At 56.1% G+C, this 15,813-nt stretch carries 8 protein-coding genes; 4 read left to right on the forward strand and 4 right to left on the reverse strand.

The genetic code is table 11. The annotated features are described in order from the left end of the window. Nucleotides 1-3,990 precede the first annotated feature (3,990 nt). Nucleotides 3,991-5,238, forward strand: coding sequence for a BBP7 family outer membrane beta-barrel protein (locus tag RISK_RS10530; RefSeq protein WP_150122548.1), 1,248 nt, complete (start codon nt 3,991-3,993; stop codon nt 5,236-5,238). 1,338 nt (nt 5,239-6,576) lie between these two features. Here the strand turns inward: RISK_RS10530 and RISK_RS10535 are convergent. From RISK_RS10535 to RISK_RS10545, 3 genes are all read right to left on the reverse strand, one after another. Further along, nucleotides 6,577-7,953, reverse strand: coding sequence for a hypothetical protein (locus RISK_RS10535; RefSeq protein WP_047814252.1), 1,377 nt, complete (start codon nt 7,951-7,953; stop codon nt 6,577-6,579). Nucleotides 7,954-8,244: 291 nt separating this feature from the next. Continuing rightward, nucleotides 8,245-8,940, reverse strand: coding sequence for a class I SAM-dependent methyltransferase (locus tag RISK_RS10540; RefSeq protein ID WP_047814253.1), 696 nt, complete (start codon nt 8,938-8,940; stop codon nt 8,245-8,247). Continuing rightward, nucleotides 8,924-9,397, reverse strand: coding sequence for an Rrf2 family transcriptional regulator (locus tag RISK_RS10545; RefSeq protein WP_047814254.1), 474 nt, complete (start codon nt 9,395-9,397; stop codon nt 8,924-8,926). Before RISK_RS10545 ends, RISK_RS10540 begins: the two co-directional genes overlap by 17 nt. 88 nt (nt 9,398-9,485) lie before the next feature. Between RISK_RS10545 and RISK_RS10550 the strand changes: the two genes are divergently transcribed. Further along, nucleotides 9,486-10,091 (forward strand): class I SAM-dependent methyltransferase, encoded by a 606-nt coding sequence (locus RISK_RS10550; RefSeq protein WP_047814290.1) that lies wholly within the window; start codon nt 9,486-9,488, stop codon nt 10,089-10,091. Nucleotides 10,092-10,728: 637 nt separating this feature from the next. Then, the gene (locus tag RISK_RS10555; protein ID WP_047814291.1) at nt 10,729-11,847 is read left to right on the forward strand and encodes a DUF1559 domain-containing protein; all 1,119 of its coding nucleotides are present in this window, start codon (nt 10,729-10,731) and stop codon (nt 11,845-11,847) included. 187 nt (nt 11,848-12,034) lie between these two features. Here RISK_RS10555 and RISK_RS10560 read toward each other — a convergent pair whose 3' ends face one another. Continuing rightward, entirely contained in the window at nt 12,035-12,943 is a 909-nt protein-coding gene (locus tag RISK_RS10560) for an alpha/beta fold hydrolase (protein ID WP_047814255.1), read from the reverse strand. 310 nt (nt 12,944-13,253) lie between these two features. On the opposite strand from RISK_RS10560, the gene RISK_RS10565 reads away from it, so the two are divergent. After that, nucleotides 13,254-15,743, forward strand: a complete 2,490-nt coding sequence (locus RISK_RS10565) for an outer membrane protein assembly factor BamB family protein (RefSeq protein ID WP_047814256.1) — start codon at nt 13,254-13,256, stop codon at nt 15,741-15,743. The last annotated feature ends 70 nt before the right edge of the window (nt 15,744-15,813 follow it).

Raw genomic sequence — 15,813 nt, forward strand, 5'->3', positions numbered from 1 at the left:
TTCTCGAGACGGTTGTACTTGCGCCTGCAGCCAGTCCTAGAATCGAGGGGAACTCGCCAAGATAATAAGAGCTTCCATTTTCATTTAGAAGTGTTACTGAGTCGATCCTCGTGCCTGTCGCTTCGGCTGCCCCTTCATTCGTGATTGTCCATGTAAAGTTGATGGCTTCGCCATACGAAACTGGACGTTGACTTGATGTGAAAGTGACATCTGAAACCTGCAGGTTCGGAAAAGTGCGGCTCTCGAAATCCAAGACTTGAATCGTTGAGGTGGCAGTTACTCCAGCCATAGTCGCCAACAACTCAACGGCCTGATCTTCCTCAGCTACTCCATCAACGATAGCCTCGATCGGGAAGGTCACTCGGCTTTGACCAACGGGGAAGACCACTATCGCTGGAACGGAAATGGCGGTCGCGTCGCTCGACGTGAGCGAGACGACTTCCTCGCTGTCGAGCGGTCCTGAGCGATGCAGGGTTCCGACTGCGGCGGGGTTTGCGTTGTATTCAGCTATGGTTTCCCGATCGAGCGTCAGTTCGAGCACTCGAGAGAGCGAGGTTGTTGCTGTCGAAACCTGAACGTTGTTGATCTCGCTACTTTCATCAATTTGAAGTCCTGCGTCGGTCGACACGAACCAGAACAGGTCTCCTGCGGATGTCGGTCCATTAAACGGAAGCGTCACTGCGGCACTACGCTCAATGCTTTGCCCTGATGTTAAACTCGCGTTGAACGCAACCTCACCAACTAAGATCGCATTTGCAAACCGACTGTCTGGTGACAGGTAAAGACGCTCAACAATCTCCTCATCAATTGCCAAATCACCGAGATTTGATGTCGTCCAAGTGACGGTTGCGATCTGACCAGGGGCAGCGGTGACCGGTGCCTCAATAGTGTTGACTGCGAGATCAACCGCAGGAGCACGCGGAGTGGTGAAGCGAAGCTGATCAATTGCGCTTCGATCTGTCGCATCGCCGAGGTCGATGCGTACTTCTGCAATATTCGGAATCCGTATTTCGACGAACTGTTGCGACCTGCCGCCGGCGTTGACGGTCTGCTCAAAGAGAATCTCTCCTTCTGCGTTAAAAGCTTGCACGCGTGCCCCGACGGATTCGGCGTCAATTACGTAGAAGCTGAGATAGTCGGTGACGGCCGGCGAAACCTGATCCTGTTGTACGAAGGTAAGCGAAACAGATGCGGCATCTCCGCCAGTTAGCGATGAGTCTCCAAATACTTGTACAGGTGAGACAGGAAGAAAGTCTTCCTCCCGCCCGGCTAAAATTTTCAGATTCCCCGACAATGTTGAAAACCGAATGCCCTGATCAATAAACTGATCGGAAATGATCGTCGCGACGGGCAGCTCCTCAAATGTTATCAGCTGGTCGCCTTCTGGAGGGCGGATGTAGAGAGCCTCGCGAGGAACAACCACCATGCCGTTCGAGGTCGCCGTGTGCCAGACAAATTCAAGCCCGCTCGCACCAAACACATTGGCGGCAAACAACAACTCAACGGGATAGAGGCCCGGCTCCGCGAATGAGACGAGATAATTTGATTCTGAGAACGGGCGATCGCCAGCAGAACCAGTAAAGTTCCTGCCAATCGCGAGATGGAAGCCGTCGTCGCTGCGGACACCAATTTCGATCTCGATCTCGGGCGTGCTTGGCTCGATGTCTAGCTCGGACGAAACGGCCAGGAAGAAGTCGCTTCGCAGGGTAAAATTTTGAGCCACCGCACTGGTCAGCTGTTCCGGCGGAATCGTCGTCGTTCCAAAAAATGCGTTGAAGTCGTTGCCGACAACGATGGTGCTTCCGGGGGCTGGGAAATCAATCACTGGACTCAGTGTCGTGCCTGTTGGTACCAGTGAAGTCACGGATTCGGGAAACGGAACTCCGCTCCCAGCTTCAACTCCGCCACCAATCCCGTTGAAAACAGAAATCGATACGCCATCACCAATAAAGCTAGGTAAAGGCTGAGAAAATCCTGAACCAACATTTTGATCAGCGACAACTAAGGTGACGAGTCTGAAAGCATCACTGGCATAGCCTGGCTCAAACGCTCGTCTCGGGATGGATGGTGACGTAACGTAAGTAAATTGCCCATCGAGTTGGGTAGCAACCAGCAAGTCAAATGGCATACCGACCGCAGGGATTGGGCCATCAAATCCTTCGATTATCGCAGCACCATCCAGCGATGCCGTCCCGCCAACGATGAGGCGATTTGCACTGTCTGCAGTCGGACTATTGACGACAGTGCTGCGAAACGTTCCCTCCATCGCCTGAATGTAATTGCCTGAGATTGTCAACACGTCAGACGGTGATTCAGATCCGACGATGCCTCGTTTGTTAATCACCGTGCCAAAAAGTCGCCCGTCGCCGTAGAGACTTCCGCCCGCCTCGAGCGTCAGAGTTTCCAAAACCAGATCAGTCGTATCTCCAACGACAATTTCGGTGTCGCGGGCGGTCACGCCGGTGTTAGCAATCGTGATGCCGCCCTCCCGGTTGTCAAGGACAATGCCGGATCCTGAACCGGTGTACTCGGTCAGACTCGACAAATCGATCGAGCCACCATCCAGAGTGTGAATCTCAAGTTGCCCTCCTCCGTCTGGGCCAGCACCTCCCGCCGTCAAAACCTCTAAGCCGCTGAGATCAAGAACGCCTCCAGCACCTGATTGAACGATCTGCCCGATTGAACCGGGGCCACTGAATCTTGAATCAATCGAGACAATCGACGACAGATTCAGTATCGAATTCTCTCCTTCGACAGAAAAGAGTACTCTTTGCTCATCGAACTCGTGATCAGCCGACGCTGTGTAAAACGTAAGAGTCGATGGGCTCGTATATTGAGCTCCGTCCTGTAAAAAAAATTGCGTGTTGTCCGCCGAGTTTAGTGAGTCTGTCGACAGAATCGAATCGACACCGAAAAGTCTCACAGTCGAATCCGTCATAGATACCGCGCTGTTGAGGCTTACGTTTCCGTCATCGATTTCCAAGATTGTTTCAGAAACAGTTTCAACACGATCGAGTTGAACTCGACCGCCAAGAATCTCAATCGAACCACCACTCACAGTTGTTGCGTTTGGAATATCAATAGACCCACCCAAACCGGCAGCTAAACTTGTTCCGCTGATTGACGTGACACCATCAAAACGAATACTGCCTGCAGCTGTAATTCTGGCGTCCGATAGTTCGGTGGCGTTGGGAATCGTCATTGAACCGCCGAGCGCGGCTATTGTTCCTGAGATTGATGCCGAACCGACCGCGGCAAACGTCGCACCATCCCCCAACACAAAAAGTATTCCTCCTTGGTCGATTACCAAGGCTCCAGTTATCAGACTGTCGCCAACCGAAACGGCCAACTGCCCGCCCTCCTCGACCGTCAATCCGGCAATTGAGTTGAGGCTGAGGACGTCAACCGACTGAGTGACCGAAACAACAATATCGGGGTCGCCGATGGTGACGCTGTCGCCTGGCGCAGGGACAACGTCGCCTTGCCAATTCTCTCGTTCGTGCCATGACGAACTCGTGCCACCACCATCCCAGATGGCAGCTGCAAGCAGTAAACGCTTCTCCAAATTTTCAGCCCGAAGCGTTTTGTGTAGCTGACTCTGAGTTTTGCCGCCTCGACTCTTCGGATTCGATCGACGCTGACTTTGGAGGCGGTGCCTGATTCGTTCAAACATATTTGTGCCGTAACCGGCTTCCCTTGGCAAAACTCATGGATGCAAGTCAAGCAAGAAAGCCGAGCTACGCGAGCATGCCCCCTCTACCGGACCCCCCTAGTTTATCCGCGGACAGGCTCGAAAACAGGCATCGATTTGACGGTTTTGGCTCTGAAACAGCAAGAAAACAGCTGTTTGGCCGAAACGCGAGATGAGATTTGAGTTTCCCAGCCCGATCTTTCTGGTGGGAACAGATCGCCGGAAGAGCCGGTCACCTGGGGCGACTAGGCAATCCGGGCCGAGTTTGATGCTCGTTTCGGTTGTTCTGATTTAAACGGTTGCAACGCGTCGATGGGTTTGGGGTAGGCCGAGTACCACTAACGTTTGATGCTGCCATGTTCAATGTGACCAGAACCTTACCGCTGCTATTCATCGCGGTCGCATTGGCTGTCAACACCTCACAAGCAAGCGACTGCGACAGTACGCCCTGCGACGCATGCCTCGACTTTGAAACTTATACTGGGACTGCGAGCCGGTGGAGCGTACAGGGACAGTACCTAATGTGGTGGACGAATGGAGCTGACTCGCCCGCCTTAGTAACGACGAGTGATCCAGCGTCGCTAAGGTCCGAAGCGGGCGTGATTGGCAATCCAACTACCGAGGTGTTGTACGGAAACGATTCGCCAAATAGCGAGATGCGAAACGGCGTTCGGCTTTCCATCGGACGGCCGATTTCCGATCGTTGGAATTTCTACGGCGAAGGGCTCTATGTGGGAGATGCTGGCGATCCGTTCCGTCAATTCTCTAGCGGTCAGCCAATTTTGGCACGTCCGTATGTGTCCGCTCAAACCGGCTTGAATGATTCCGAACTGGTTGCGTTTCCAAACGTGTTGGAGGGTGCGATCTCGGTCGAGACAGAGAGCCGTCTCTTTGGTTTCGAGATTGGTGCATCTTCAGTTTTCAGCGAGGATAAGGATACTCGAATCTCAATCTTCACCGGCTACCGATTCATCCAATTCGAAGACAGTCTCGGTGTGCAAGAAGACCTTGAATCAATCGATCTTGGAGGCGTCGTCCCGCTGGGGACCACCTTCCGGGTAAACGATTCGTTCGAAGCCAAAAATCAATTCCACGGTGTGAACCTTCGACTTGAAATTGAAAAGCAGTTGAATCGCTGGGACCTCGTCTTCCAGCCTTCACTGGCTCTTGGAAGCATGGAAAGAACGGTTTCAACCGCCGGAACAACACGAACTCAGATCCCAGGGCTTGATCCTACATTCGTCGACGGCGGGTTGCTTGCACAACCGACCAACATTGGCCAAGACACCTCGTCAGTCTTCACCGTCTTGCCGGAGTTTCGGTTCTCGCTCGGTAGAGAAGTTCTGAGTGGACTACGGTTCGATGTCGGGTACTCATTTCTCTTGCTTCCAAAAACGTTTCGAGCTGCCGAGCAAATTGATCCCAACTTGAACGCTAGCCAAATCGGAGGCGGAGCACTCGTTGGGCCAGGCGCACCAGCGGTCGCACGGAACGAAAGCCATCTCTGGAATCAGTCCATCACATTCTCTGTCGCACTACAGCGATAACACGATCTTGAACTCAGCGTGATCTTGGATTGCAAGCGAGGTTCCAAATAGGACCTTTGAGAGAACAAAGTCTGATGCGTTTATTGATCAAAATCGCATATAAAAAACGGCTGCATTTGATTGTCCATTGCAACCGTGGCGTGATTTCCCTTGTGGGTGACGACTACTCTTCGTTGTCTTCGTAGCTCGGCGGCCAAGCTTCGAGGGTACCAGGATAGCTGGATCAGTCGTCGCCCCGGTCAGGAGGATGAACGACGGGGTAGTCGCGAGTGCAAGCAAGTCGGCACGATCCGGAAGTCCCCGAGGACGCTTCCCTTGATTGGACGTGGACACGACAACGAAACCTGACGACGTCGTTTGAGGAGAGTTGATTTTGACATGTGAGTTGCTTTCAATTTGTATGGTTGAATCGGCGTTGGACGAACGCCTTGCCGTGTGCGAGAACGAAGACAGACGTGCGCCCTTCGAAGATCCGAGGGACGCACGAGGTCGCATCAAAAGGGATGCAGACAACTGAGAGACGAGACACGCCGGAAGAAGTCGCCGCGTGATGCGGCAACCGAAATCACGCCAGAGTGCGTGCCGGCAATTGATGGGCGGGTATGCCGCCGATGAAGAAGCCAGGTCAAAGCTCGACGAGGCTTTTTAACCTGTCCCGCTTTCTGTCCCGACTTCGCTGCAGAGCCTACTTTTTCCCGAGAAATACGGCCTTGTTCGACCCCTGTCGGGGGTATTTTTCATTCGGTTCCCATCGGCTGACGCCGATGGCTACATCCTGTCGCCACTTCGTGGCTGTTGCGTTCGTGTGATTGTGCTCGGCACGACCATCCGTACCAGTCCCAGCGGGACGATAGGTTGTCGCCACGGCCATGAGCCCGTGGAGCCGAGACAACAGGCAAGCAGGAAACCCCGAACGGGGTGACAGGGGTTTGGAGCATGCGTGCAACCTGCCGTCCCTTCGGGACTCGGTGGATTCGTTCTTTGCCAGTTTCCATCGGCTGACGCCGATGGCTACAACCTGTCGCCACTTTGTGGCTGTTGCGTTCCAGGTTCTCATCGGCTGACGCCGATGGCTACATCCTGTCGCCACTTCGTGGCTGTTGCGTTCGTGTGATTTTGCTCGGCACGACCATCCGTACTAGTCCCAACGGGACGATAGGTTGTCGCCACGGGCATGAGCCCGTGGAGCCGAGACAACAGGCAAGCAGGAACCCCCGAACGGGGTGACAGGTGTTTGAACTTCGCGAGCGACCGATCGTCCTTCCAGGACTCGGTGGATTCGCTCTCCGCCAGAGCCTCAGTGCTGCTCCCGCGCAGTTGCGAAGAGCGAATGATTCGTCACGCTCCTCGACGCAGTGGCATGCGGGGTTCAGAGACCTTCTGCAGCGTTTCCAATGCAATGGGCAGATGCTCGGGGCTGTTCTGGAACAATTCCTCCATGTGCGATTGAGGAGCATCAAGCCAGCGCCGGTACGCTGTGGCGATCAAATCGATGAGCTCATAGTCACACGCTCGCAACACGCGAACGAAACATCGGTCCAGCGCCGGCACGACCTCCTCCGGAACAGAATCCTGCATGCACAAAGCATACAGGCCGGCGAAAGTGAGGTGCTTTTGATGGGCATCCAGCATCGTTGCTGCCGTCTCCACCGTCGCTTCATCCAGCCCGCCTAGCTTTGCCAGAACGCACATGCTTTTTGCGCAGACTTCGTCGTTGCGATGATCCGTCAGAGAACGAAGTTCACGAACCATGGACTCGCAGCCAATCGCTGGTTGCTGGGGTCCCATCCGTTCAATCGCCGAGATCGCATTCAAGGTGATCGCGACGTTTGCCGACCCCAGTTTGTCTATCAACAACGATTCTTGCTGGTCATCCAGCTTGCCATCCGAATTCAAGTGTCGAATCGCGATCACCTGACTGGATGCCGATGACTCGGTTGCCAGCTTCCACCATTCGCTTTGGGACTGCGTCAACAGAAACTGTTTTGTTCGTGGTTGAAAGAAGGAATCGTTTGTCTTCCGCAGGAACTTAAACGATTTCCGCGTCGGTCTTTTGACGTCGCTAGGTAAATCGTTCATCCACTCGGAAGCCGCGTCGTCACGCGCCCAGGCTGCGATTGCGTTGGCGTAGGCAAGTGATTGGCCGTCGAGAAAAGGTCGCGGGAAAACGTCCCACTGCGTCGAATCCCAGTGAACGGGGTGCTTGGCAACCAGACTGATGCCGTTGCGAATCATGCCCAGTCCCGTCCCGACGACGGCAAGGTCAACTTGTTCAGGCAAATGAGCTCCGGCAAAGTTGTTTTGCGAAAGCAAATCGCAGACGACGGCATTGATCAGCGTGGCAAGCCCCATCGCCGGATCGCTGTCGATCGTCTGATCCAGCATGACGCTGCGGTCCGACGGTTCATAGCGACCAGCCAGTCCGCTGGGACCATCGCAAGACCCACCACCGCAACAGCCACCGCCTGCACTCTGAGCTTGCGGGAGGGCATTGCGAACCTGGATTCCATTGACATCATGCCCGAGGTGTTTTCCGACAAACGCGATCACGTGTTGCGGATTCCGCTCAACTTCATAGAGGTCGAAGATCGCTTTGCGACTCACCACAGGAAGTGAGAAGCGTTCCAAGCCAACACATTCAGCGATCTGCTGCAAGCAAAATTCAATCCGCGACTTCGCGGAATCGGGCAGGTTCGCTTTCGGTTGAAAGAACACGATGCAGGACTCGGGGTTTCAGGGGATTGACCGAACAAGACAGGACGCCGATCGTTCCCCAGAGTACCGAAAGCCCAGACCACAAGGCAGCGCCAGTTTTCAAAACGTATCCGCGTGCACCGGTGATTTGCCAGTTTGCCAGTCAACTGGTTCGACTGAAATACGGCCCCCATGTTTTCACGAGAACGCCGTTGGTCCTTTGACGCACACACTGTTTTTAAGTAGTGGACGAGGTGACGGGGACTCCTTGCGTCGTCCACTACAAAAAACCGGTCTCCTGCGGACGTGCTTTTATGCGTAAGACACCCAGCCTCGGAAAGCGAACCCGGCGTAAAACAGCTCAACGTTCGTGAACCCCGCCTCTTGCAACAACGCTTCGTCTCGCTGGGGGTCGAGAATGGTGAGATTGGCCTCCACAGCCTTTCGGATCTGCGATGCCTTTTCGGCATCAACGGTGGGGCGAACCATGTAGGCTGCGTACCGGGAAAGCCACCGCTCGCGCGCACCATCGGTTTGAGGGAAACTCAGGTGCACCACGATGAACGGTGCGTGTGGCTTGAGCCGCTGACGAATGGCGGTCAACATCTGTTTTCGCTCTTCCAGGTCTGCAAAATGCATGGTCAAAATGCACGTGGCCGCATCAAACGGACCCTCCGGCGCAGCATCGACCTTGCCCTCGTGTAGCCTGACTCGCGAGGCAAGCGGCCCCAGCGTTTGCTCGGCAAGTTGCAGCATTGCCGAGGATGGGTCCACGCCATCAAATTCCCAGCTCGGTTCCGCTTCGGCGAACACTTTCAACTCGAGTCCACCGCCGGCTCCAACGATCAAGAGACGGCTATGGCTCTGCACCTGCTCGGCCAGCAACAACGCCGCCATCCGCTGCATGTCCGCGAACCCCGGAACGGCGATCGGTGGCGAATCCACGTATTTCGCGACCGCTTCCGGGGCGTGAAATGCCGCTTCGAGAAAATCAGCTTTGGAGCCCATGTCGGTTCCGTTTGGCTTTGAGGGAAATGCCTTTCGCTTCGAGGCGATGGTGGCAATCGGCACTCAGCGAGGCGAGCGTGACTTCCCCCAACCGCCGGAGCAGCAGTTGCTCGGCTTCGTCAAACGTCTTGCCCAGTGCGGCGTTCACGGATTGCTCCACCAAACATCCGGGAGCTTCCGTGCGATTGCCCATCGCCAGCAACCCCGGGCTGCCCACCGCCTGGTAAATGTCCAGCAAGGTGAGATCGACCAGCTCGCACGCCAAAGTCCAACCACCTCCGTGGCCCTTGACGCTTTGCACGTACTGTTGCTCGCGAAGCCCCGCCATCAGGCGACGCACCACCACAGGATTCGTGTCCATGATCTTCGACAAATCGTCCGAAGTCACCGGTTCGTCCAGCTCCGCCATGTGCAACAAAATGTGCAGGACGCCGGATAGCTTGCCATCTCGCTTCATGTAACCTACCGTATTACATGAAGGCGGATCCGTCAAGTTCGGCTTGGAAAGCCGCGGCGGCTCAGCCACTCACTCGAGGAGCAACACGTTGTCACCACCTGACTGGAACGCTCGCTATTCCGCACCGGAATTTGCTTACGGCACGGAAGCAAACTCGTTTCTCAAACAGCACGCAGACCTGTTGTTGGATCCGGTGCTTTCGATAGCCGAAGGCGAGGGCCGCAACGCCGTGTACCTGGCCTCCAAGGGCTTGCGGGTTCACGCGGTCGACAATTCCAGCGTGGGGCTTGCCAAAGCCGCCAAGTTGGCTGCCGACAGAAACGTGGTCATCACGACCGAAGTCGCGGACTTGCAAAACTTTGCACCCGAGCCAAACGTTTATGGCGGCGTTGTCTCGATCTACGCGCATCTGCCGAGCTCGATTCGAGCGCAGCTTCACCCGTTGTTAACGCAAACAATGAAGCCCGGCGGCATCCTGATTCTGGAAGCGTATTCAGAGAACCAACGTGGTCGCGGCACCGGCGGGCCCGGTGATCCGGACCTGCTGCTGACCTGCGGCAAGGTCGAGAGAGAATTGGTCGGACTGGAAACCATTCTGTTGCAGGAAACCGAACGTGATGTGCTCGAAGGCAAATTTCACACAGGCCTGGCTTCCGTGATCCAGTACATCGGCAAGAAAGTTTCCATCGGCTGACGCCGATGGCTACAACCTGTCGCCACTTTGTGGCTGCTGCGCTCGAGCGTTCGTGCTCAGCACGACGATCCGTTCCAGTCCCAACGGGACGACAGGTTGTCGCCACGGGCATGAGCCCGTGGAGCTGAGACAGCACGCAACCAGAAAACCCCGAAGGGGTGACAGGTGCTTGGATCATGCGGGCGACCTGTCGTCCCTTCAGGACTCGGTGGGTTCGTTCTTCTCCGGTTTCCATCGGCTGACGCCGATGGCTACAACCTGTCGCCACTTCGTGGCTGTGGCGTTCGAGGTTTCCATCGGCTGACGCCGGTGGCTACATCGTGTCACCACTTCGTGGCTGTTGGGTTCGTGCTTGGCACGACGATCCGAATCAGTCCCCAGGGGACGACATGTTGTTGCCACGGGCGTGAGCCCGTGGAGCTGAGAGAGCACGCAATCTGGAAACTCGTCGCTCGAAAACAGCGCTGCAAGTTGACGCCTTCATCCTTCAAAGCTAAACTCTGCCGAGCTATTGCGATTGACTCTCAGTAGCGTCTACGTCAAGCCAGCTAACTTTGTACAGCCAGCCAGACATCCAGCCACCTTTTGCGTGGCGAAGATTTCTCAAAGCCTCCCGTACGAAGCAATGGTATTGAAGATGACTGATTCGCCCATTCATTTGGCGCCCCTTTCGAGCCTCTCGAAGCGGAAAAAACCGGGGTTCACTTTGGTTGAGCTGCTGGTGGTGATCGCCATCATCGGCGTTTTGGTGGGCCTGCTTTTGCCCGCCGTGCAGGCTGCTCGGGAAGCGGCACGTCGGACTCAGTGCAAAAACAACGTCAAACAGATTGTGCTTGGCATGACCATGTTTGAACACACGTTCAAGCACTACCCGTACTCTCGAACCGGGTCGCTGTGGCGAATCTTGCCGTTCGTCGAGCAACGAGATCTTGCCGACACATTCAACTCGGCCAAGCACCCCAATTTCGACGATCCATCGGCGGCCGAGTACAAGTGGGGCTACAACGGCAGCCTGTCAACGGACTGGAGCAACAAGGACCAATTGATCGAAGCCGCCGCGACGCAGCTGTCCGTCTTTCAATGCCCCAGCCGGACCGGATCCGGGACAATTCTTGACAGCGACGGACTGTCCATGGGCGTCGCCGACTACACCACCCCGCGGATTCCAGCGCTTCGCCCGGAAGGCCACCCGCTCTACTATCGCGACGGGGAACCACAGATGCAATTCAGCACGGCAATGACACCGGCATCTGGATCTCGCAATCGCGATCCGAACAACAAAGGCGGGCGAGGGGCAAGCATCCTCGACGGCCTTTCTCATACGCTGATGTACTACGAGTGCATTGGTTCGCAAGAACTGTTCGTGCAAGGCAAGTTAGCAGCCGTGACCGGTGGCCCCAGCATCACTTGGGCAGGGGGCGGCGACGGCGTCAAAATGCGAGCCTACCTGGCAGACAACTTGCTGGCGGACACTTCCAATTCAAACCGTGGTAAATCAACCTCTGCCAACCCCAATGTCCCCGACATGGCAACCGACTGCACCAAGACCTCAGCGTGGGAGGCCACGATCGATACTTGTGGAACCTATCGATCCATCAATCACACCAACAAGAGCCAGCCGTTTAGCTTTCACTCCAGTTCCGTGCACATTGGGCTGTGCGACGGCTCGTCGAGAACGCTCTCCGACACCGTCGACCAGGGTGTGTTTTTGAACCTGTTGTTGCGAGATGACCGACAGCTTCCAGGCGAGTATTGAGGATCGTTGGCACGCCCGCACGAATGGTCGTGGCGACGCGACCAACACCATCGGTGCCATTCGGATCGGATCGCAGGCAATCATGGATCCACATTGAAAGACAGACCAGAAGAAAACGGACTTCACATTGGGTCGGAAGAATTGCTGACAACGCAGAACCGAGTTCGAGGCTGTCCGGTCATGAACTTCACTGCTTTGCGATGGCTTCGACCGCGAACTTCACGAGCGGAGCTGGGTCCTTCAACGAGTGCGGGTGATGCCCCAGTCCGGGACGACGCATTTCCTGGATCGTGCCGCCGAGTTCGCGGTAGCTTTTGACCAACACGTCGCTGTTTTCACTGGGCGGAACGACGTTGTCCGCTTCGTTGATCATGGCGAAAATCGGCACGCCGGCTTTGACAAGTCCATCCAAACGATGCAGCGGTCCGTCGTCGATCGTCTCCGTTTGTTCTTCCGTCATCTGATACGCATCCAGGCATGTCTTCCACGCTCGGGGAGCCCCGACGCCCGATCCTTTGCCGCCCGGCCAAGAGCGGACGTCCATCACCGCGTTGTCGACATAGATGCCGCAGACCTGGTTTGGATGAGCGGATGCCCAACGCATCACGATCAGCCCGCCGCGACTCATCCCTTCCAACAGCGGTTGGGGGTGCAAACCAATCTGCTGGCTCAGATCATAAAACTGATCCCAGCGTTGGACGGCCGTTTCGTTCCCAAACAGATCGGCGATGTCGCAGAAGCAGACATGCCAACCCTGGTTCAGCAACGCGACATCCAACTGAGGTTCGTGCCCCCAGAAACGAGCTCGCCAAATCCATGGTGCCGTGGGAGCAGGCGTGGTGGGGCTGACCAATTTGCAAGCCACCCCATCCAGCTCAAACTCTTGTTGAGTGAACCCGTGAAAGTCCCCGCTGGAAGGTTTGGTACCAAGATGCGTTTCGAGTTGGCCAGCCGGTGTGTTCGAAACCGTCTCGGCGGACTGCGTTTGGCCAGAGGAGACGGGTGCATCGGCTACCAGGAACACGGGAACCGTCGAGCTAACAAAGATCGCAAAGCAGAAGCGAAGAAGGAGCCGGGAGCGATTGAAGTGGAGCATGGTTGATCGCGAGAAAGCAAAGGAGCAAGGAGACGGATGGATTGCGGAGACAAGGAACTGGAGCCGGACGCACTGAGGTGCCGTTGCCCCCCATTTCATCCCCATGAAGATACACCATCAAAAGTCGGGCGTCCTTCTCACGCAACGAACAGCGGATTGGACGGGCACCGTCACTGCACACGTGCCGAGGGCGGGCATTTTCTCACTGGGATCTCAGAGGACCAGCGAGGACTAAAAATGCATTGACATCGCTTGCCGCACCATCAACACTGGTCATGTCAACCGTTGGGCCGGATTCCGGAACTGGTCGTTGGCGTTCAAGCCTTCTCCGCCCGATGCACTGGCAGATTCCATGACCCCCGATCGACTCCGCACTCATTGCTGCTGCTTGGCTCTCCTCGCGTTCGGGTTGCTGGCAACTCCGGGCGTCGCGCAGGATTGGCCCTCGATCCGAGGACCACAGTATGACGGTTCTGCGGCCTCCGGTGACCAAGAACTGGCCGAGGGACCGTTGAAACTGAAAGTGGTTTGGAAGCACCCCATCGGCAGCGGGTATTCGGGGGTCGTGAAGTCGGGCGACCGTCTGGTCTCAGCAATGGCGGACATGGTCGCTGACCAAGAATACGTGGTCGCCATGTCGGCCGTGACAGGTGAAACGCTTTGGAAAACGCCGACCGGGAAAGTGATGAAGGGAGCGAACGGATCGTTCGACGGTCCCGTGTCGACACCCGCTGCCGATGACACTCAGACGTATCATCTCTCGCCGTTTGGCATTCTGGCTGCCTATGACCTGACGGACGGGAGCATCGTCTGGCAGCATGATTTGAAAACGGAGTATTCTGTCGAGCCAAACTTTTATGGATTTGGAACTTCCCCCATCGTTCACGACGACGTGCTGATCATCCCGGTCGGATCGCCCGAGGGTGCCGTGATGGGATTCGATACGAGGACGGGCGAAGTGGTGTGGAAAGCGGGACAGGACCAAGCCGCCTTTCAATCGGCCGTGACGATGGAACTAGCGGGCGAAACCACCGTTCTCGTCGCCTGCAACACAACGCTGTTTGCAATTCGCCCGGCCACTGGAGAACTCATTTGGTCCCGGCCTCACGGTGGTGCCTCGGGTGAACCGGTGGCGGCAGTCGTGCCAGTTCCGCTGCCAGGCGGCGGGCTGTTTCTGAACGACAGCCGTGACGGCTCAACAGGTTTGAATCTACATGCCGACGGCGCAACGGAGCGTTGGTCGGGACGCACCATTCGCAACACGTACTGCGTGCCGGTGATGTCGGGTGGGCTGCTGTGTTCGTACTCGTCACGTTTCCTGGTCGCCGTGGATCCTGAGACCGGCGATCAGGTCTGGAGAACCCGGTCACCGAGCAATGGTTTCCTCGCGACGGTTGCCGGACGCTTGGTGGTCGCGACCTTGGACGGATCGTTGCATGTTGGCGATGTCACGGAAGACGGCTTTCACGAAGCCGCTCAAACCCAGGTGTTCAAGACTGGTGACACCGATTCGGAAGGATTGATGTGGGCCCTGCCCTCGATCGCCGGTCGTTCCATCTACCTGCGAAGTCTCGGTGCGATCGCGAGAATTGATCTCCTACCCGGTCAGCAAACTGAAATGGCAGCCACCGAGGAATCCAAACTTGGCCCCGATTTCGCCGCGTTCATCCAGAGCGTGCAGGCCTCTGACAACAAACAATCCTTGATCGATCAGTACTTGCACGGGAAGTCTCTGCCCCTGGTCGAAGATGATTTCGTTCACTTCATTCTTCAAGGGAAATACAACGACGTTGCCGTAGCGAGCGAACTGTTTGGTGTTCGCCAAGAACGAGCCATGCAGCGAATTGCGGGAACCGACCTGTTTTACTTTGGGGTTCAAGTTCCCGAGGCAACGCGACTTTCTTACGTCTTCTTTGCCGACTACCAACCGCTGATTGACCCAACCTCGGACCGCCGATTCACCAGCGGCTTGGTCGCCGGCGAAATGGAACCGATCTTCCGAAAGCCGAATTCGTCGCTGGAGCTTTCTTGGTTTGACAAGGGCAGCCTCACCGACGACTTGGAGGTCGATGTGGATGAATCGAACTCTGAATTGCTGGGAACGATCGTCGAAACTCAGTTGGACAGTGCCGAGCTGAAAGAGAGCGTTGGACTTTCGATCTACTTGCCACCTGGGTACGCCGAAACGGAACAGGGTGCCCCAGAGAAAAACTACCCGGTCGTGTTTGTGCATGACGGCAAATCCGCCATGGACAGCGGCAATCAGGCGTCGATTGTGGATCAGTTGATTCACTCAAAAGCCATTCGCCCCGTCGTCGTCGTGTTCATCGACAAACGCTTCTACCCGATGCAAGGAGCATCCGGCTATCCGGAGTTCTTCGCCAAGGAATTGCTCCCGAAGATCGACCGCGAGTACCGAATCTCCGCGAACCGAGACGACCGAGCCAGCCTGAGTGGCGGGTTCGGTGCGACGCTGGCGTTGATGGCGACTCTCCCGGTGAGCGACCAGATTGGCGTGATTGGATGCCATTCTCCGTTTGCCTTTGAAATGTTGCACCCGATGGTGTCACAGCTTTCCAAACTGCCCAACGACCGTTGCCAAATCTTGGTGCAATGGAGTCGACATGAGTTCCGGAACCCGTCGGAGAACTGGAACATGGGCGATCAAGCACAAATCATTGCCAAGATCTTGGCGGACGGTGACCACGAGGTCACGTCCGAGGGAATCGGCACGGGCAGCGACTGGGTGAGCTGGCGAACCCAATCCGTCCGAATGTGGCAGCACCTGCTTGGTCAATAGCCATTGACTTTGTGTTCGCCCTGCAAAACACTTGTCATTGTCCATGGTTTTCTTTGACAGGTTCAGGAGG

Origin of the sequence: Rhodopirellula islandica, assembly GCF_001027925.1 — a bacterium.
In the GTDB taxonomy this organism is placed as follows: domain Bacteria; phylum Planctomycetota; class Planctomycetia; order Pirellulales; family Pirellulaceae; genus Rhodopirellula; species Rhodopirellula islandica.

Excerpts from the sequence above, each read along its gene's own strand:
- RISK_RS10540 (WP_047814253.1), bottom strand. The coding sequence starts at position 8,940 with ATGGGCTCCAAAGCTGATTTTCTCGAAGCGGCATTTCACGCCCCGGAA.
- RISK_RS10545 (WP_047814254.1), bottom strand. The coding sequence starts at position 9,397 with ATGAAGCGAGATGGCAAGCTATCCGGCGTCCTGCACATTTTGTTGCAC.
- RISK_RS10555 (WP_047814291.1), top strand. The coding sequence starts at position 10,729 with ATGACTGATTCGCCCATTCATTTGGCGCCCCTTTCGAGCCTCTCGAAG.
- RISK_RS10560 (WP_047814255.1), bottom strand. The coding sequence starts at position 12,943 with ATGCTCCACTTCAATCGCTCCCGGCTCCTTCTTCGCTTCTGCTTTGCG.